Annotated in this window: 16 protein-coding genes; 10 read left to right on the forward strand and 6 right to left on the reverse strand. The window is 44.9% G+C overall.

Annotation, left to right across the window (positions count from 1 at the left end):
- Window positions 1–83: 83 nt before the first annotated feature.
- Window positions 84–1,625: a glycerol-3-phosphate dehydrogenase gene (glpD, locus tag ACLD71_RS07095; protein ID WP_411993824.1), complete on the reverse strand. Its 1,542-nt coding sequence runs from the start codon at window positions 1,623–1,625 to the stop codon at window positions 84–86.
- Between the two features lie 191 nt (window positions 1,626–1,816).
- On the opposite strand from glpD, the gene ACLD71_RS07100 reads away from it, so the two are divergent.
- A complete protein-coding gene (locus ACLD71_RS07100; RefSeq protein WP_411993825.1) occupies window positions 1,817–2,560 on the forward strand; it encodes an MBL fold metallo-hydrolase in 744 nt (247 codons plus the stop codon).
- Here the strand turns inward: ACLD71_RS07100 and ACLD71_RS07105 are convergent.
- Window positions 2,557–3,345: a DeoR/GlpR family transcriptional regulator gene (locus ACLD71_RS07105; protein ID WP_137672414.1), complete on the reverse strand. Its 789-nt coding sequence runs from the start codon at window positions 3,343–3,345 to the stop codon at window positions 2,557–2,559. The two genes, ACLD71_RS07100 and ACLD71_RS07105, sit on opposite strands and share 4 nt — an antisense overlap.
- Before the next feature lie 227 nt (window positions 3,346–3,572).
- Between ACLD71_RS07105 and glpK the strand changes: the two genes are divergently transcribed.
- Both glpK and ACLD71_RS07115 read left to right on the forward strand, forming a co-directional pair.
- The gene (gene glpK / locus ACLD71_RS07110) at window positions 3,573–5,087 is read left to right on the forward strand and encodes a glycerol kinase GlpK (RefSeq protein ID WP_137672413.1); all 1,515 of its coding nucleotides are present in this window, start codon (window positions 3,573–3,575) and stop codon (window positions 5,085–5,087) included.
- 188 nt (window positions 5,088–5,275) lie between these two features.
- The gene (locus tag ACLD71_RS07115; RefSeq protein ID WP_137672412.1) at window positions 5,276–6,217 is read left to right on the forward strand and encodes a LysR family transcriptional regulator; all 942 of its coding nucleotides are present in this window, start codon (window positions 5,276–5,278) and stop codon (window positions 6,215–6,217) included.
- On the opposite strand, the gene recG is transcribed toward ACLD71_RS07115, so the two are convergent.
- On the reverse strand, window positions 6,218–8,299 hold the full coding sequence (recG, locus tag ACLD71_RS07120; RefSeq protein ID WP_411993828.1) for an ATP-dependent DNA helicase RecG: 2,082 nt from the start codon (window positions 8,297–8,299) through the stop codon (window positions 6,218–6,220). It lies immediately after the preceding gene.
- A 95-nt stretch (window positions 8,300–8,394) separates the two neighbouring features.
- On the opposite strand from recG, the gene ACLD71_RS07125 reads away from it, so the two are divergent.
- The 3 genes from ACLD71_RS07125 (at window position 8,395) to ACLD71_RS07135 (ending at window position 10,069) form a co-directional block, all read left to right on the forward strand.
- On the forward strand, window positions 8,395–8,922 hold the full coding sequence (locus tag ACLD71_RS07125; protein ID WP_411993830.1) for a RodZ domain-containing protein: 528 nt from the start codon (window positions 8,395–8,397) through the stop codon (window positions 8,920–8,922).
- Between the two features lie 123 nt (window positions 8,923–9,045).
- A complete protein-coding gene (locus ACLD71_RS07130) occupies window positions 9,046–9,567 on the forward strand; it encodes a DUF2058 domain-containing protein (protein WP_137672409.1) in 522 nt (173 codons plus the stop codon).
- Window positions 9,568–9,754: 187 nt separating this feature from the next.
- The gene (locus tag ACLD71_RS07135; protein ID WP_137672408.1) at window positions 9,755–10,069 is read left to right on the forward strand and encodes a DUF496 family protein; all 315 of its coding nucleotides are present in this window, start codon (window positions 9,755–9,757) and stop codon (window positions 10,067–10,069) included.
- Window positions 10,070–10,122: 53 nt separating this feature from the next.
- On the opposite strand, the gene ACLD71_RS07140 is transcribed toward ACLD71_RS07135, so the two are convergent.
- Entirely contained in the window at window positions 10,123–11,856 is a 1,734-nt protein-coding gene (locus tag ACLD71_RS07140; protein WP_411993832.1) for an ATP-binding protein, read from the reverse strand.
- 957 nt (window positions 11,857–12,813) lie between these two features.
- Here ACLD71_RS07140 and ACLD71_RS07145 point away from each other — a divergent pair.
- From ACLD71_RS07145 to ACLD71_RS07155, 3 genes are all read left to right on the forward strand, one after another.
- The gene (locus ACLD71_RS07145) at window positions 12,814–13,125 is read left to right on the forward strand and encodes a hypothetical protein (RefSeq protein WP_411993834.1); all 312 of its coding nucleotides are present in this window, start codon (window positions 12,814–12,816) and stop codon (window positions 13,123–13,125) included.
- Window positions 13,126–13,154: 29 nt separating this feature from the next.
- The gene (locus ACLD71_RS07150; protein WP_411993836.1) at window positions 13,155–13,514 is read left to right on the forward strand and encodes a hypothetical protein; all 360 of its coding nucleotides are present in this window, start codon (window positions 13,155–13,157) and stop codon (window positions 13,512–13,514) included.
- A 746-nt stretch (window positions 13,515–14,260) separates the two neighbouring features.
- Window positions 14,261–15,124, forward strand: coding sequence for a DUF2971 domain-containing protein (locus ACLD71_RS07155; protein ID WP_411993838.1), 864 nt, complete (start codon window positions 14,261–14,263; stop codon window positions 15,122–15,124).
- 70 nt (window positions 15,125–15,194) lie between these two features.
- On the opposite strand, the gene pntB is transcribed toward ACLD71_RS07155, so the two are convergent.
- Window positions 15,195–16,595, reverse strand: a complete 1,401-nt coding sequence (pntB, locus tag ACLD71_RS07160; RefSeq protein ID WP_411993840.1) for a Re/Si-specific NAD(P)(+) transhydrogenase subunit beta — start codon at window positions 16,593–16,595, stop codon at window positions 15,195–15,197.
- A gap of 13 nt (window positions 16,596–16,608) precedes the next feature.
- Window positions 16,609–18,168 carry a Re/Si-specific NAD(P)(+) transhydrogenase subunit alpha gene (locus ACLD71_RS07165; protein WP_411993842.1) on the reverse strand — a complete coding sequence of 520 codons (1,560 nt, stop codon included), beginning with the start codon at window positions 18,166–18,168 and terminating at the stop codon, window positions 16,609–16,611.
- A gap of 415 nt (window positions 18,169–18,583) precedes the next feature.
- On the opposite strand from ACLD71_RS07165, the gene ACLD71_RS07170 reads away from it, so the two are divergent.
- Entirely contained in the window at window positions 18,584–19,027 is a 444-nt protein-coding gene (locus tag ACLD71_RS07170; protein WP_411993843.1) for a hypothetical protein, read from the forward strand.
- Window positions 19,028–19,142: the final 115 nt, after the last annotated feature.

Here is a 19,142-nt window from a genome sequence, read left to right on the forward strand (position 1 = left end):
GTAGTGTTTCAAACATGCTTTGGTCAAGCAATGATAAAAAAGCTCAAGAAGTTCTAAAGGACTTCTTGAGCAAGATTGGGTCTTTAGTCAACGTTTACCGAATCGACAGTACCGTTCTCTACAGCGGTTAAGGAAAGCTTGCTCGCCAAATAGTTCTGCAGGGTTTGCTGCTGCTCGGCATCAAACTTCAAACCTTGTTTAGTTCGGCGCCACAATATGTCATCAAGTTCACTGGCCCATTCATTGTTGCGCAGGTAATCCACTTCTATTTGATAGAGGTTGCCACCAAACAACTCGCCTAATCCCTGCTGTTGCGCATCGTGTAACAGTTGCTTGGCGCGATTACCGTATTGCATACACCAGCGAGCGATCAGCTCCGCTGGCAGGTCTGACTCGGCTTGCTGTAACTTAATAAAACTCTGAATGCTGCTATGGATTGCCCCGCCAGGTAGGAACGACGCTTTGGTCCAAGCGGGACCCAAATCTTTTATACGCGGAGCCAGCATCTCTAAGGCTGCTTCGGCTAGTTTTCGATAGGTGGTGAGTTTGCCACCAAATACTGATAGCAGTGGCGCGCCATCACTTTCATCGCTCAGCTCTAACGTGTAATCACGAGTCACTGCAGACGGGTCGTCAGACTCGTCTTGGCATAAAGGTCGAACGCCCGAGAAAGTATGTAGCACATCACTAGGGGCAATTTGCTGCTTAAAGTGCTGGTTTACCACATCACAAAGATAATTGACTTCTTCGTCTGAGATGGCGACTTCAGAAGGGTTGCCCTTATATTCCACATCAGTGGTGCCAATGAGCGAGTATTCCTGTTGATAAGGGATGACAAATACAATCCGTTTGTCGCTGTTTTGCAATATATAAGATTGCTGTTCGTTGTGAATTTTGGGCACCACAATATGGCTGCCTTTCACCAAACGAATCTTGCGCGGCGGTGTTTGCTGCATGTGTTGTTCGATAAATTGTTGAACCCAAGGGCCTGCAGCATTCACTAGGGTTGCACAGCGATATTGTTGCTGTTTTCCACTGTGGGTATTTTGTACATCTACCAACCAGTGTTGGCCATCTCGTTTTGCGGCAATCACTTTATGGCGGGGCGCGATATAAGCGCCATGCTTTTCGGCGAGTAACGCATTGCTGATCACTAATCTGGCATCGTCGACCCAGCAATCAGAGTATTCAAAGCCCTTGGTAATGTCTTTTTTCAGCACACTGTTTTGGCCAAAGCTTAATCCTTGGCAAGCGGGAAGCGTGCCGCGTTTCGCCAAGTTGTCATAAAGAAACAAACCCATACGAATTAATAACCATGGGCGCAAGTGCGGGCGATGCGGTAAACGAAAGCGCATTGGCTCGACTAAATGAGGAGCCATTTTCAATAATACTTCTCGTTCTTTCAGTGCTTCACTCACCAAGCGAAACTCATAATGTTCTAAGTAGCGTAAACCACCGTGTATTAACTTAGAGCTGGCAGAGGAGGTGGCACTGGCGAGATCGTTTTGTTCAAACAAGGCGACACGTTGGCCACGGCCTGCTGCATCTGCAGCAATACCTACTCCGTTTATACCACCGCCTATCACAATTAAGTCATAGCTATATGGGTCGTTTGTTTGTTCCATTACTCGCGATCCTCATGAGTTAAAGTTCGTTTGTTTTCGTTATCGAGCATAATAGAGCATAACTAGATCGAAAAACAATCATTGTTGCAAAAAAGTTGAGTTAATTGTTCGTGCGTGTTTTGCCTGCTGTTTGTTTGCATGGAGTTTTTGCTCTAAGCTGTTACATTCTATTAACAAGTGGTCGGAGCAGCATGAAGATTCATCAGCTTGAAGGTTATATTCAAAATATTTTTTTGGTTGAGTACCCAGAAAAGCTGTTGCTATTAGATGGCTGCTCACGTGCCGATGTCTCAATACTTAAGCGTTTTATCATCGAGCAACTGGGTCGTCCTTTTGAACAACTTAAATTGGTGATGGTCACTCACATGCATCCTGATCATGCCGGTGGAGCGAGTTACCTCCAAAAGCACTACCGGCTTGAGTTAGCTACTGGCGATGTTGCAGGCGAGTGGTATCAGGGCTTTAGAGGCAGAGTGATGCACTTAATGGATTTGGGGCTGGCATACTATGTTGGGCAGCGTCATCAGCGCGAACGCGTTAACCTTTGGTACTCTCCATTGCTAAGCACTAAATACCGCTTGAAAGATGGTGAGCTGCTCCCCGGTTTTAGTGATTGGCAGGTGCTATTTACTCCTGGGCATACCGATCGCGATTTGTCTTTGTATCACCCAGAAACTCAAACTTTGTATGTGGCCGATACTATTTTAAGGGTAAAGCAGAAGCTAATTTGTCCTTTTCCAATAAGCCAGCCAGCGGACTACAGAGCGTCTCTTGAGCGCTACCGACAATTGGCGGTGAGCAACTATTTACTGGCCCATGGCGAGGGAGGGGAAATTAGCAGTGACGAACTGCTTGCGCTGCAGCTACTTTGTCCTGCAAAGCCTACCCGCTATAAGCAGTTTTTAGGTGATTTAATCCGCAAAAAATTTGCTTAGTTAGCGCTGCTTGGCTGCGACGGAGGGCATAGGGTAAGTTGTACTTCTTCGCGCTTTAAAATGTCAGCAATGTCGGTGGGTACTGGCCGGTCGGTATAAAGCTGGCCAATTTGGGCAATGTTGCCAATGTTAATCATGGCGTTGCGACCAAATTTACTGTGGTCTGCCGCCAGTATCACGTTGCGCGAGCTGGCAATAATGGCTTGAGTGACACGTACTTCGTGGTAGTCAAAGTCTAATAAGGAACCATCTAAATCAATTCCACTAACGGTGATTACCCCGTAATCCAAGCGAAATTGCTTAATAAAATCAATAGTTGCTTCGCCCACTATGCCGCCATCTTTGTTACGTAACGCTCCGCCTGCCATTATCACATTGAAATCATCTTTCACCATCAGCAATGCTGCAACATGTATGTTGTTAGTAATAATGCGCAAGTCACGATGATTAAGCAGAGCTCTGGCGATGGTCTCAGCAGTGGTACCAATGTCTAGAAACAGTGACGCACCGTTAGGAATTTGCTCGGCAATTTTTTGCGCAATGCTTTCTTTTTCCACGTGCTGTTTAATCTTACGGGTAGAGTATGAATCGTTTACCACGCTGCTGGTTAGCAAAGAGGCACCGCCATGGTGGCGATGAATCAGCTTTTGCTCGGCGAGAACGTTAAGGTCTCGGCGAATGGTTTGCGGACTCACATTGAGCGATTCAACGAGTTCTTCTGTTGCGACAAAGCCTTGAGTTTTGATGACTTGAAGTATTTGCTGGTGGCGCTGGGTCTGCTTCACAACTGGGGGTTCCGTAATAAGGACTATTTTCTAGACAGGCTAAGTCTACTTAAAAACCAAATATTGTCACGATTAACAAAGTGATATAGGCGAGGTTACTACAAGTTTTTACTGAGCTATTGGGTTGCCAAATTTAAGCGCTTGTCACGAAATGGTTAAAAAAATGTTCTAAAATGTTCGTTTTCGAGCATAATGAATGCAAATGTTTAAGTGGAACGAATCTATCAATGGACACTGCGCGTTATATTGTGGCGCTTGATCAAGGCACCACCAGCTCTCGAGCCATCATTTTTAATCAACAATCAGAAATTGTAGGTAGCGTTCAGCGCGAATTTAGTCAGTTTTTCCCTAAATCAGGTTGGGTTGAGCACAATCCAATGGAAATTTGGGCCAGCCAGAGTGCGTCGCTAACCGAGGTGCTGGCAAAAACTGGTATTCGCAGTGATCAAATTGCGGCGATTGGTATTACTAACCAACGTGAAACAACCATTGTTTGGGATAAAAATACCGGCCAACCGATTTACAATGCCATTGTGTGGCAGTGTCGCCGTACTACCGAATTGTGTGAAGCGTTACGCGAGCAAGGCTGGGAAAATTACATCCAAGACACCACCGGCTTGATTCTTGATGCCTACTTCTCTGGGTCAAAACTTAAGTGGATCCTCGACAATGTAGAAGGCGCACGTGACAAAGCCGAAGCGGGCGATTTGTTGTTCGGCACAGTAGATAGCTGGTTAGTGTGGAAGCTCACCAATGGGCGAGTGCATGTTACAGATTATACCAACGCTTCACGTACCATGATGTTCAATATTCACACTTTGGAATGGGACCAAAAATTGCTGGATATGTTGGGTGTGCCTAGGCAAATGCTGCCAGAAGTAAAAGCCTGTTCAGAAATCTATGGGCAAACCAATATTGGTGGTAAAGGTGGAACCCGAATCCCCATTGCCGGGATTGCCGGAGACCAGCAAGCGGCCTTGTTTGGCCAACAGTGCTACCGAAAAGGCATGGCAAAAAATACCTACGGCACCGGATGCTTCCTATTAATGAACACCGGCGAAAAGCCAGTTAAATCAACCCATGGTTTGTTAACCACCATCGCGTTTTCGATTGACGGGAAAGTTAATTACGCCTTAGAAGGCAGCGTGTTTATGGGCGGGGCAACGATTCAGTGGTTACGCGATGAAATGGGTTTGATTCGCGATGCCTCGGATACGGAGTATTTCGCGTCTAAAGTAGACGACACCAACGGCGTATACTTGGTGCCGGCGTTTGTGGGCTTAGGCGCTCCTTATTGGGACCCTTATGCTCGTGGAACTATTGTAGGCTTAACTCGCGGGGCTAACCGAAATCATATTATTCGCGCAGCGCTTGAGTCGATTGCTTACCAAAGTCGTGACTTACTAGAAGCTATGCAAGCCGACGCAGATATTTCGCTCAAGCAACTGCGGGTGGATGGTGGCGCTGTAGCCAATGATTTCTTGTTGCAGTTTCAAGCAGATGCATTAGGCACTGAAGTGGTACGCCCTTCGCTGATAGAATCAACGGCATTGGGTGCCGCTTATCTTGCTGGTTTAGCGGTGGGCTATTGGGAGAGTATTGAGAGTTTGGCCGAAAGCCATACCCCCGATCGCTGCTTTACCCCAGACGGAGACGAAGAGAAACGAGAACGGCTATACAAGGGCTGGAAGCGGGCGGTGAACTGCAGCCGAAATTGGTATGACAAAGAGTTAGACGGTTAACCGCAGCGTTTAAACAATAAACCGTCACTATTGGCGGTTTTTTTATGCCTTAAGTTCCCATTGCGTTTATGTGCGCTTGCTCAGTAAATACCTAGCTTATTCGAATTATGATGAGCTTAGCGGGTTTCACTGCTACTGTTATGAGTAATTACTAACAGTTTCTGCCACCAATAGCCGCGGGGTAACCAGTGACCAATAGTTCATTTGAATCACTCGATTTAAACCTACTCAAAGTGTTTGTTATTTTAGCCCAAGAGCTAAATACTCGGCGCACGGCTGAGCGAATGAACGTAAGCCAACCGGCAATTAGTCGCTCCTTGCAAAAATTACGAGAACACTTTGGGGATGAACTGTTTGTTCGTGCTCAGCATGGCTTAATTGCCACCCCTAAAGCGGAACAGCTTTCGCTAAGTTTACCTAGCATATTGGCCGAATTAGCCAATGTGGTGGACCACCATAACGATTTTAATCCGGCTGAGCTAGAAGGCTTGATTAAGGTGGCTATGCACCCGATGTTATTAGCCTCTGTTGCCAAGCGACTATTTGTGGTGTTACAGCAACACGCTCCAGAACTGCGCTTGCAAGTGGCAACTTGGGGCGCCGATACCTGTGAGTTAATTCAGCGCGGGCAAATTGATTTTGGTTTGTGTTTATTGCCGGTAGAAGGCTCTAAGGAGTTGGTACAACGTAGATTATGGCGCCAGCCCATTTATGTTTATGCCAAAGAAGGTCACCCCATAGAGGGAAATACGGTGTCTCCACAGGATTTCGCCAAATACAGTACTGCGCTAATTCATGTGCCTGGCTGGAGTGCTGCGCGCAGTGAGGCCGAAAAATTTCTCGCTAATCATGGAGTAGAGATTACCATTGGTTTTCGCTCAGAGCTGCCAGGTTCTATTTTGGATGTGCTGCGGGTGAGTGACTTTATGTATCCCAGTGTTACTTATTATCCTCCCGAAGATATACCGGGTATTAAACGGTTTGAATTAGGCGAGGACTTTTTAGATTTAGCGGTAAAATATGATACTGGTTATGTGTTTCATTATCGTAATCGACAAAACCCTTTATATATGTGGTTGCAAGAGGTACTGGTGGAACACTGTCGAGACGAGATTTATAGCCTAACTTAGTTATGCTTGAGCAAACTGCTCGCGATCAGCTAACCAGCGAGCAATAAGCGGTTCAACGCAGGCGGGTGTTTGTTGTAGCAACTGTTTGGCCAAGGCTTGTGCTTCGCCTATCATGGTTTGGTCTCTTACCAAGTCAGCAATTTTAAACTCTGCTAATCCCGTTTGTTTGGTGCCTAGTAGCTCACCGGGCCCACGGATCTCCATATCGCGTTGAGCAATCACAAAGCCATCGGTACTGTCGCGTAATACACTTAAGCGTGAACTGGCTGTTTTAGACAGCGGGCTGTGGTACATCAATACACAGTGGCTTTCTACCTTGCCGCGACCCACGCGACCGCGCAATTGGTGCAGTTGCGCCAAGCCTAAACGCTCAGGATTCTCAATAATCATTAAACTGGAATTGGGTACATCCACCCCCACTTCAATCACAGTAGTGGCCACTAATAAATCGAGCTGGTGGCTTTTAAACTGTTCCATTACCCACTGCTTTTCTTGGGGTTTCATGCGGCCATGTACTAAACCAATTCGCAGATCGGGCAGTTGCTTTTGCAAGGTGTCGGCGGTGTCTTCGGCGGCTTGGCACTGCAATACTTCGGATTCCTCAATTAAAGTGCACACCCAATAAGCTTGCCGGCCATCGGTATGACAGGCTTGATAAACTCGCTCAATCACTTGTTCGCGGCGGGTATCGGGCAGTGCCACGGTTTTAATGGGAGTTCGCCCCGGTGGCAGCTCATCAATAATTGAAAGCTCCAGATCTGCGTAAGCGGTCATGGCCAAAGTGCGGGGGATAGGGGTTGCTGTCATTATCAGTTGGTGTGGCAGGGTATTGCTACCATCTATCGCCGCGCCTTTTTCTCGCAGGGCCATACGTTGATGAACACCAAAGCGGTGTTGCTCATCAATAATCACTAAAGCTAAGTGAGCAAACTGCACTTGCTCCTGAAAAATAGCATGAGTGCCCACCACCATTTGTGCTTCGCCATTGGCGATTCTTGCCATCGCTTCGGCGCGAGCTTTGCCTTTTTGTTTACCTGCAACCCAATCTACCTTTATGCCTAAGGGCTCAAACCAACTGGCGAAGGTGAGCGCGTGTTGCTCGGCCAAAATTTCGGTAGGCGCCATTAAAGCAACTTGGTAGCCGTTGCCCAAGGCTTGCAAGGCCGCCATAGCCGCCACTAAGGTTTTGCCGCTGCCTACATCACCTTGTACTAAGCGCATCATGGCATGTGGCTGCTGAGTATCAGTTTTTGTTTCTGCGACTACGCGCTGTTGGGCATTGGTTGGTTTAAAGGGTAATTGAGCGAGAAACTGGCGCTCTAGCTCGGTTGCCAAGGGCAGGGCTATGGCTGCTTGGCGTTGTTGCTCTTGGCGAAGCTTTAACATGCTTAGCTGATGTGCTGCCAGTTCTTCAATGACTAATCGTTGCTGAGCCGGATGGCGACCTTCTTCTAACAAAGACAATTCGGTATCGGGTTCCGGGCGGTGCAATTGCATAAGTGCTTGATTTAGATCTAAACCATGTGGCCGTAACGCTGGCGGCAGCCAATCCACTAATGGGTATTGTTTAAGCAGAGTAAAGGCTTGCTCACTGAGCTTTCGTAAGTTGAGCTGTTTTAAGCCCTCGGTAGTGGGGTAAACCGGGGTGAGTTTCTCATCCATCAATGGCGCACTGGGATCGGCCACAATGCTGTATTCGGGGTGGATCATTTCCCAGCCATGTTTACCGCGCTTGGCTTCACCAAAACACCGCATCCACAAACCTTGTTGCATGGCAGCTTTTTGGCCGTTGTTAAAATTAAAGAATCGCAGCGTTATGCTGCCGCTACCGTCACTAATTCGGCAGGTTAACATGCGTCGGCGGGCGTGAATGGTTTCTACTTTGGTGATCTCGCCATGCACCGATACGTGCGCGCCGTGCAATAAATCATTAATTGGCCAAATGCGTGTGCGATCTTCGTAGCGGTGTGGCAGATGCAGCAGCAAATCGCCCACATTTCGAATCTGCAGGCGTAGGAGTTTTTCGGCAAGTTTGTCGCCCACGCCCTTAAGTGCGGTAATGGGTAAGCTGCTTAATTCCACTTAAACCACTGTAAATATGATCATGTACCAAGAGTATATATGAATTTTTCAGCTATTATTACTAATCAAAGGTTTAAGCGTATTTGAGGCGACTAATGCTGAGATTCTTATGTAATATCGGTTTGGCCATATTATTGGTAATAGGCTTAATTGAAGCGTGTATTGCTGATCAAAGCGCCCAGCCTGCGCGCTTACATAAACCTGAGCAACCGATTGAACGCCCCATTCCTAGCCATCCTATTAAACATCCAATGCGGCCTATTTTACCTATTCGCCCACCTACGCAGCTGCCTTATCGTTGGCAAGGTTCACGCACTTATTACTGGGTAGCGCCTAGCGATCAATGGCAGCCAGAAACATTACGCCCCGATCAAGTGATAGAGCTAGAGATTGAAGCTGATGATCGCGCAGAGTTACTGGTGATTGATGGTCGCGACAAAGTGGTGTTTGACGGTTGGCTAGGCATGGGCGATTTGCGAACTTGGCAAGTGATGCACCCGGCGTCGCTGTATTTCTCGCAAATAGAAGGTTTTAGCTTACGGCTTAATGGCAGTGACATTGATTTATCGGGCTACCCGCAAGACCAACCTTTGTCTCTTACCCTGGCGCCAGAAGAGGAATAAGCCTTAAGCTGTGTTACTGCCAGCGTGGCTAATGGTTCTAATTAGAGGCTGCTTGGCGTATTATCTAGGCCACTGGCATTGCAGCCAAACCACTCATTAATAGATTGAAGGTATTCATTTCTCATGGCCAAGTTATCACTGCAAGAGCAAATGCTTAAAGCAGGTTTAGTCGACAAGAAAAAAGCCAAAAAAGTAGGCAAAACCAATAAAAAATCACGTACTTTAGCCAAAGAAGTGAAAGCCGCAGCAGAGCAATCGCGCACCGAACAGCAACAACGAGACGCCGAACTGGCTCAGCAGCAAAATGCCGAGAAAGCCAAAAAGGCGGTAGCTGCGCAAATTAAGCAGCTGATCGAAATGAACATGCTAGATAGAAAACGTGGTGACGAAGCCTATAACTTCAATCATGGTAGTTTAATTAAGAAAATCTACGTGACCGACGAGCTGCGCAAGCAACTCAGTAATGGCCGTTTAGCGATTGTTACGCTAGGTGAAGCGTATGAAGTAGTTCCTACCATTGTGGCCGAGAAAATAGCCCAACGCGATGAAAGCGTGGTGGTGCTAATTAACGACCCAAGCCAAGATGTAATTGATGAAGATGATCCTTATGCCGATTATCAAATCCCAGATGATTTGATGTGGTAAAGGAAAGTGAGATAGAACAAAGCCGCTAAGTAGCGGCTTTGTTGTTTTAAGGCTAGGATGAAATAGCCACGCCGTTTGATCTAGCTTCGGTGAAACCACGCTTTGTTTAAATAAAGATTGCCGAAAATATTCAAGCGAGTAAGTTAATCATAAGTGCGCATTTAAGGTTTAACACCACTTAGGAGAAATGATGGAAAAGCAAGCTGTAGGTAGTGTATCCAAGGTATTGGAGTTTGTTTCTATGAGTCGCAGACGTAATAAACTAAAGCGCGAAATGGTGGATATTGATAAGAAGATTCGCGATAACCGTAAGCGTGTAGATTTACTCGACAATTTAGAAAACTACATTCAAGACAACATGAGTGTTAGCGATGTTAAAGCGATTATCGAGAACATGCGTGCCGACTACGAAGACCGTGTTGACGAATACACTATTAAGAACGCTGATTTGTCTAAAGAACGCCGTGATTTAGCTAAGAAATTGAAAGACGCAAAAGGTTAATTTACCGCTGTGTTTTTATAGTAAGCCGCTAACCCTAGCGGCTTTTTTGTGGGCTAATCCAAAGGCAAGCTCACCACAAACCGAGCGCCTTTACCTTTCACACTTTCGCAGTGAATATTGCCGTTAAAGCGCTGAGTAATAATGTTATAGATAATACTTAGTCCTAACCCAGAGCCACCGTGGCCGCGTTTAGAGGTGAAAAAGGGTTCAAATATCTTATTCACTTGTTCGGGTTCTATGCCTTCGCCACTATCTTCAAAGTACAGCTCCAAATATTGGCTTTTCACCATGAAATGAATTTTAATTTCACCGCTATCACTGTTAGCAAAGGCATGAATCATTGCATTGTCGATAAGGTTGGTGATGATTTGGGCAATGGAACCTGGATAGGTGAGTAAGCTTAAGGTTTCATCACCGGAGAGAAATACTCTAATATTTTTCTTGTTGGTTTTTGGTGTCATCGCATTAACGACATCGTGTAAATATTGCATTAATACTATCTGGCGTTTTTCATCGTGTGACTGATCAACCGCAACCATCTTAAAGTTGCTCACCAAATCTGATGCCCGTTGTAAGTTGCGAAGGATTAACTCACTGCTTACGTTGATATTCTCGCAAATATTGTGAAACTTACTTTTACTGATATTGCCACTGAGTACTGCTTGATCTAAATCGTTCGACAACTCAGTTAAGTGACTAGAGCTAGTCACTGCTATACCCAGTGGAGTATTGATCTCGTGAGCGACCCCTGCCACTAACCTGCCTAATGCCGACATTTTCTCTGTTTCTACCAGTTGGCTTTGGGTTGTTTTAAGTTCCTCAATCACTTTTTCCAGTTTAGAGTTCGATTCACTTAGTTGCTCGGTACGTTTAGTCACTCTTTCTTCAAGTTCTGTTTTGGCGCTATGTAACTGTTGTTGAGTTTGCTTTAACAGGGTTATGTCATCGTAAGTTCCCACTAAGCCCACCACCACATCGTTTTTGGTGATGATCGGACGTTTCGACGTTCGCAGCCAAATTTGAGTACCATCTTGGTGGGTCTGCGGCTCCTCGGAGCTAATCATATGTTTACGTGTTTCCATTGTATGCGCATCGTCAGAGCGATATAACTCGGCTTGCTCAGGAAAGGTATCGAAGTCATTTAAACCAATAATATCTTCGGGCTTCCCTAAAGAAGCATCGGTGGCAAAGGCTTGGTTGCAGCCTAAATATCGAGAGCTGCGATTTTTCCAAAATACCCGCTGGGGCATGAGGTCGAGAACGATCTGATAGGTGTCGAGCTTAACCGACGCCACTTTATGCCTATGGTGGCTAAGCAGTAGGTTATTCAGCACCCAATAACTCGCAGGAAAGGTGCTTAGTAAGTTGGGTGAAGTTTCTGCTTGTACCCCGAGAACACCAATTAGAGTCTCGGCCTCAAAAAATGGAACCAGTTGAATACTGCAGTCTTGTTTGATTGAGGAAGAAAACCCAAGCTGTTGGTCTAGCTCATTACCGCTTACAGCACACTCTTGCTTGCTCTGGCTTAACTCTCGTAAATAGTTGGGAAGCTGCGCTTCAGCAGAGGTAGATTTAGCGTGAGTCAGTGTTGCTGTGGGCTGGTGATAGCCGCAACTGCTTAACTGTAACTCGTGATTGTCTTTGTCATTATAAATGTGGGTAAGGCTTAAATATGGGCTATTGAGTAGTTGGCTCAAGATATCTAAGGCTTGGTTAAAGTGGGCAGACTTAGTGAATTCGACAGCAGAGTCTTGGGATATTTGAGTAATAAATTCGAGTTCTAACAAAGCTCTTCCCTTGTTTCAGATTCGCTTAGATAAAAATAGTTGAGGGAAGGAGAGATAGGCAAATATTAAGCTGAACATTGATACGAAGAGTTTTTAAATCCAGGATCATTGTTCATTCCAAGTTTGTAGTGACCTAACTGCAGGTTCAAAGGAAGAAGTGCCGCTAAGGCTTTAGTAGAGATAAAGCCGCAGAACTCATTACCGTGTTTGAGAGGGAGGGTGGATAGTGTCTTTACCTAAACAAAATAGGCAAAGCTGCTTGTTTGTAGCACTACAGCAAGAAAGTAAGCCATTGCGTTTTTGTTGCTTGTTACTGGTTAAATTCATCTTTTTCAAATCGCTCTACCCGTTGTTTCGACCTAGTTAGGTTAATGCGAAAAGACAACTTTTTGTGCCACTTTGCGCAAGAAGCCTTAAATTCACGATTTTGTGATTTCTTGTATAAGGATTTGTCGCTCGTTTGTGTTTTGTTTTAGCGGCAATAATGGTGTTTTGAATAAAAATTGTGCGCTTTTTTTAGTTCATTTTGAATTATTGCTTGGTGTGGGTTCAGGTTTCGCTTTGCCGGCGATGTACTTTTCTTTGCTTGGCCAAAGAAAAGTACACAAAAGAAAGGCCACCCCGCACTCCCTTTTATCTTGTGTTTCTCATAAATTAGCGCGCCTTCGGAAACTCGCTTCGCTCAAACAGTCCTCGGCTTTATCGCTAATTTACTGCGATACTCAGCGGGAATGATGGGGAGGTAGAGCCGTCAGCGTCGGCTTTTTATCTTTATTACTCTTACATTATCGCGGATTAATTCATTACTAATAATTTATTTAGCTTTTAGATAACTGACTTATTTATCGTATCATGTTAACTTACTTGTCATTAGCGGTTTGGGGAGCCTAATAACGTGGTTACTAAATAGACGAACGCTAATTAGTATGCTCTATTTTGATGTAAGGAATTAACTATATGGATATACCGTTATCATTTTTGGTTGAAAGTTTAGGTTTGCTCATTGCTGCTAAGCTCCTAAGTGTCAATTTGAATTTTGTTACCGCTCCCCTTGTTATTTTTCTTGCTTCTGTGGCCACCTATTTTTTGCCGACTCTATTGGGAGTACTGGTTGGCTTCATCATTTACATCGGATTAATTAAACAGTTTGATGGTAGTTGTGATTATTTAAAAATAATTGGCCTATTTGTGATCGGATTAGTTGTACAGAAAGGACTTTACCAATTAGTTATCTACCCAATTTTGTTCGATTCAGTGGTACCCGCATAAAACTCGAGTTTTTCAGAAAGGAAATTGAAGTGAAGTATATTTTATTAGTGGTAGTCGTGGCAGGTGGTATATTTTTGTATAGCAAAAAGCAGCCTCCTACAGTTGTTGTGAGTAACCATCAAGAGCTATTTTTAAAATTAGATTCCAGTTCAGTATCAATTGATGAAGTGAAAGAAGGTGCATATTCTTTTTCAAAGTTTTTTTGTAATGACGAGGAGTATCAAACTTCTGGCGGCAAAAGTGTGACGTCTTGTCTTGCAAAATATGAAGACTTTAAAGAGATGTGTGCAGATCGAATATTCCCAGATTCTTCAGCAAGCTTTTCAGATAAAAAGCAGGTTATGGGTTTATTGTCTCGTTATACAAAGTGCGTTGGTGCTTCGACGTAACAGGTTATTTTACCCTTCTAAAGCTACTCGCTGATTTCAGTTTTTATAAATTACATTTGAGTCAGTGCTTGGTGTTGATTTAGGTTTCGCCTTGTCGGCGATGAACTAAGCTTTGCTCGGCTAAAGCTTAGTAGCAAAAGAAAGGCCACCCCGCATCTCCTTGTTTCCTCCGTTGCTCGCTCACAAGTGCACCTCGGAAACTCGCTGCGCTCAGACAGTCCTCGGCTTCATCACTTGTTCACTCCGCTACTCGGCGGAGATGATGGTACTAAAGAGCAAAGAGCAAAGAGCAAAGAGCAAAGAGCCAGACAGCGGAGCTCTTAGCTTTAGGTGTGAAGATGAACTATGCGTATTCGCTCTTGATCTCAATTCCCCTTCATCATCGCCGAGTAGCGCAAGCGAGCTGCGGGTATAGGCAAAACCTGTTTGAGCGAAGCGAGTTGTTTTGACACCGCAGTGAGTGAGCAACGCAGGAAGAAGATGATGCTAGGGCAGCCTTTCTTTTTCCTTAGTTTTTCTTTGGCTGTTCAAAGAAAAAGGAAGTCGCCGTCAGGGCGAAAACAGCAACTGAAACTGGGTAAAAAGCCAAATAAGCCGCAGTTTATTCAGCGGCAAAGAGCTCTTCAACTGTTACTCGTTTTTGTTAATTTATTTTTAACCCGCACTTTGAGAAGTCGCCTTTTGACCTACTTTTCTAAAAACATGTAATGTGGCTTAAGAATTAAAGGTGTTAGGTAACTTATTAAATGAATGAGCTATATCGTTATAGAAGCTACAACGAAAACACGATCAGGGAGTTGATAGAGAGTGAACTTTGGCATTCTCATGTTCGCCTCCTCAATGATCCATTTGAGCATCCATTCGAATTTGATTGGAATGAGCTTAAGATCGAGAAATTACCTGAGATTAACAAACATCTAAAAATAATGTCTCATGATGAACTGACTGCACAATATGCTCAACGTGAACAAAATAAAGTTCTCAATTTATTAAAAAAGTTCATTGAAATTCAACTTCAAGACCTGGAAAAGAATTCCACAGGAACGTTTATTTGTTGCTTTAGCAGTAAATGCGACGAGCCGTTGATGTGGTCACATTATGCGAATGGTATGACTGGTCTTTGTTTTATCTATGATAAAGCAGAGTTATCTAGACATGAAAAAATGGAGCTAAATCAAATTGACTATAATGAACAAGTCAAAAAAATTACATACCGAGATTTAAATTCATCGGTAACAGAACGAATTCAACAATTCAGTTTTACCGCAGGGAAGGTGATGAAAAAAGTCTCGGCTAAAACTGAGTTGCTAAATCACCACTATGCTTATCAAAAACATATTCGCTGGAAGTATGAAGGAGAGGTTCGCAGTGTGTTATTTGCTGGCAGCGATGAAGAAAACGCCAAATCTGGCGTGGTTGAGTCTGTATCAGATAAAGCTCTTATCGGTGTGATTATTGGTTCCAAAATGAATAAAACCAATAGAAAAGTTATCGCTATCCTCTGTAAGGAGCGAGGGATACCAATACATGTTGCTGCTCCTAACAGGAAAGATTACTCAGTAAATATTTATCGCGATGTTGATGACCCTGTTAGTTTTGAAGAAAGTTGATGTCACGGCCATATAGAAGATACAAAAAAGCCGCTCTAGGAGCGGCTTTCATATTCAACAAGCTATTTGCTTAGATGTGAGAAAGGATCTTCTGAACCGTTTCTTTAGCATCACCAAACAACATGTCAGTATTCTCTTTAAAGAACAATGGGTTTTGCACACCAGCGTAACCGGTTGCCATTGAACGTTTAAATACCACAACTTTCTTCGCGTCCCATACTTCAAGCACTGGCATACCGGCAATTGGGCTACCTGGCTCTTTAGCTGCAGGGTTAACCGTGTCGTTCGCACCAATCACTAGTACTACGTCGGTAGACGCGAAGTCTTCGTTAATCTCGTCCATCTCCATTACGATATCGTAAGGAACTTTGGCTTCGGCTAACAATACGTTCATGTGGCCAGGTAAACGACCTGCTACTGGGTGAATAGCAAAACGTACTTTAACGCCTTTATCACGTAGCTTTTGAGTAATTTCTGCTACTGGGTATTGGGCTTGCGCAACCGCCATACCGTAACCTGGAGCAATAATCACTTCGTTGGCATCTTTTAGCATTTCGGCTACGTCTTCAGCTTGCGTTTCAGTGTGTTCGCCTTGGTCTACGTCGCTGGCCACTACTGTGCCACCTTCGGCGCCAAAACCACCTAAAATTACGCTGATGAACGAGCGATTCATGGCTTTACACATGATGTAAGACAGAATCGCGCCCGAGCTACCGACTAATGCACCAGTAACAATCAATAGATCGTTGCCTAGCATGAAGCCTGCTGCTGCCGCTGCCCAACCAGAGTATGAGTTAAGCATAGATACCACTACTGGCATATCTGCGCCGCCAATGGCCGATACGAGGTTGTAACCAAATACAAAGGCGATAAGCGTCATAATCACTAGTGGCCACATAGAGCCGCTATCCATGTACATGCTGCCTAAGTAGATTGATACCACAATCATGCCTAAGTTTAGCCAGTGAGCGCCAGGAAGCGCTTTAGGGGCACTGCTGATTATGCCGCGAAGCTTACCAAAGGCCACGACTGAACCGGTGAAGGTGACAGCACCAATAAAGATACCGAGGAATACTTCAACGTCGTGAATGTTCTTAGCAACGGGGTCGATAAGACCTGTTACCGCATCCATTAACGAGCTGTGGTCGATGGCGCTTGAAAAACCAACCAATACCGCAGCCATACCTACGAAGCTGTGTAGCACGGCAACCAGCTCTGGCATTTCAGTCATTTCAACTTTAAGTGCTAAGCGAATACCAATAGCAGCACCAATTGCCATGGCAAGGGTGATGATCCAGCTACCGCCGGTAACTTGGGTGCTGGCTAGGGTTGCGATTACCGCAATGGCCATACCGATAATGCCAAATATATTACCGCGTTGAGCGGTTTCTTGTTTACTTAAGCCGGCGAGGCTGAAGATAAAAAATAGTGCAGCCACTAAATAAGCTGCAGATACAATACCTTGAGACATGTGACTATTTCTCCTATTTGTCTTTGCGGAACATTTTCAGCATCCGCTGAGTCACAGTAAAACCACCGGCGATGTTGATGGTGGCGATAAGCACGGCAATACCCGATAGCAACAATACTACCCAGGAGGTGTCGGCTTTCATTTGTACTAAGGCACCCACAATGATGATGCCACTAATGGCGTTAGTTACGCTCATTAATGGTGTATGCAGTGAATGGCTCACGTTCCATACCACGTAGTAACCAACAACACAGGCCAACATAAATACGGTGAAGTGCTGTAAGAAGTCTGCTGGAGCGGCATCAGCTACCCAAGCAAAGGCGGCGAGGCCAGCGGCTGCTATCAATGGTTTTACCCAAGGTTTCGCAGGCTTTTCTTCTACCACTACTTCTGGTGTTGGCGCTGGTGCTTCAACTTTAGGCTGGGCACTAACTTGAATGGCTGGTGGTGGGAAGGTGATTTCGCCTTCTTTCACTGAGGTTACGCCACGCAATACTTCGTCTTCGAAGTTGATGTTAATTTCGCCGTCTTTCTCTGGGCAAAGTAACTTAAGCAGGTTAACTAAGTTGGTGCCATACAGTTGGCTAGCTTGCGCTGGCAAACGACGAGAGATGTCGGTTAAACCAATAATGGTTACGCCATGTTTAACGGCAATTTCACCGGGCTCGGTTAACTCACAGTTACCACCAGTAGCGGCTGCCAAATCTACAATCACGCTGCCTGGTTTCATTAATTCAACCATGTCAGCTAAAATCAGCTTAGGTGCTGGGCGACCAGGAATTAATGCAGTGGTAATGATGATATCGACTTCTTTGGCTTGTTCGCGGAACAAGGCCATTTCAGCATCAATAAAGGCTGCGCTCATTTCTTTGGCGTAACCGTCACCGTCGCCAGTGTCTTCTTCTTCGTAATCTAACTCTAGGAACTCAGCGCCCATTGAGTTGATTTGCTCTTTAACCTCAGGACGAGTATCAAAAGCACGAACAATGGCGCCTAGGCTACCCGCGGTGCCCAATGCGGCTAAACCGGCTACACCTGCGCCAATAATTAATACTTTGGCTGGTGGTACTTTACCTGCTGCAGTAATTTGCCCGGTAAAAAAGCGACCAAAGTGGTTGGCTGCTTCAATAACCGCGCGGTAACCGTCTACGTTGGCAAGTGAACTACGCGCATCTAAAGATTGAGCACGAGAGATCCGTGGCACCATGTCCATGGCTAGCAAGTTAACCTTGGCGGCTTTAAACTTTTCTAGCAATTCAGGATTTTGTGCAGGCCATGCAAAACTGGCTACGGTTGCACCTTCTTTTATAAGGGCAAGTTCTTCAGTGGTATCGTTGCTGCCATCTAAAGGCGCATTCACTTTAAAAATGAGGTCGGCTTGAAAAGCCTGCTCTTTAGTTACGATATCTGCGCCGGCTTCTGTGTAAGCTTCGTCATTAAAGCTGGCCGCTGTTCCTGCGCCGCTTTCCACTGCCACAGAGAAGCCGAGTTTTAGCAACTGCTCTACGGTTTTTGGGGTGGCGGCTACCCGGCTCTCCTGGTCGAAGATCTCCTTAGGTATTCCGATTTGCATAGTGTGTTCCTGCTATTGGTTTTTATGTTGAGTTGCTATTTGGGCAACACGTCGCTGCATATTAAATATTTGTTAGTTCCTGCAAGTTAACTAACTTTACGCATTTGGTGTGATATGAAAGAAAACTACGGCCTAACAGTCAAGTAACTTCGCACAAAAGTATCGCTTATTTCTAATGGTCAAACCAATTTGTAAAGTTTATCGGTGTGATAGGTTATGCCTAGGTGTCATTAGGTTAGTAAAATGTAACGTCGTTCCTGAGTGATTCCAGAGTAGTGGCATGGAAATAGCTAGATACAACTACGTCTACTACTCTTTAGTAAAGGCTTTATGCCTAAGCAGAGCGATTGCTTGATAAACCCTTAGCAATAAAAGAGGAAGTAGCTACATATACTAAGGTAGGTTGGAGGTCGTTATGGCTATTGCATTATCGTTAATTGTAACAATGTTGATGTGGGTAAATGTGGTTTATGCTAACACTGCGCTTAAATTTGATTTCAGCGTTGAGAACGAACTTGAGCAACCCCAAGCAACTAAAAATTTATTTAGTGATATTAATTGGTTACAAGAGCAACAGTTTAATACTTCGCAAACCAATACTACTCAACCAGTGACTTCCTCTGAGCAACAATCTACTTTTTTACGCTACCAACAAGTGCCGCAATGGCGGGCCAATTGGCGCGGTGGCTTACGTTGGCAGGCTCAGCAAAACTTAATGTTTCGTGCCAAAGGTAACCGCATGTCTGGCCATTTAACCCTGTCGAATAAAACCCTATGTGCCATTTGCAAAACGCAAATCGATACCACTGTGTGGAAAAACGGCCATGTGCAATTACAGTTGCGTTCTTACTTCGAATAGCTTTGTCCTTGGCAATTATCAGGATATAATTTCTACTGGTAAAATTATTGGGGACTTAAATGGGCTATGTGCTGTTGGCCTTATTGTTGGTAATCGTTCTTCCTGCCGTTAGCTT

It is taken from the genome of Agarivorans sp. DSG3-1, from assembly GCF_046774965.1.
GTDB lineage: Bacteria > Pseudomonadota > Gammaproteobacteria > Enterobacterales > Celerinatantimonadaceae > Agarivorans.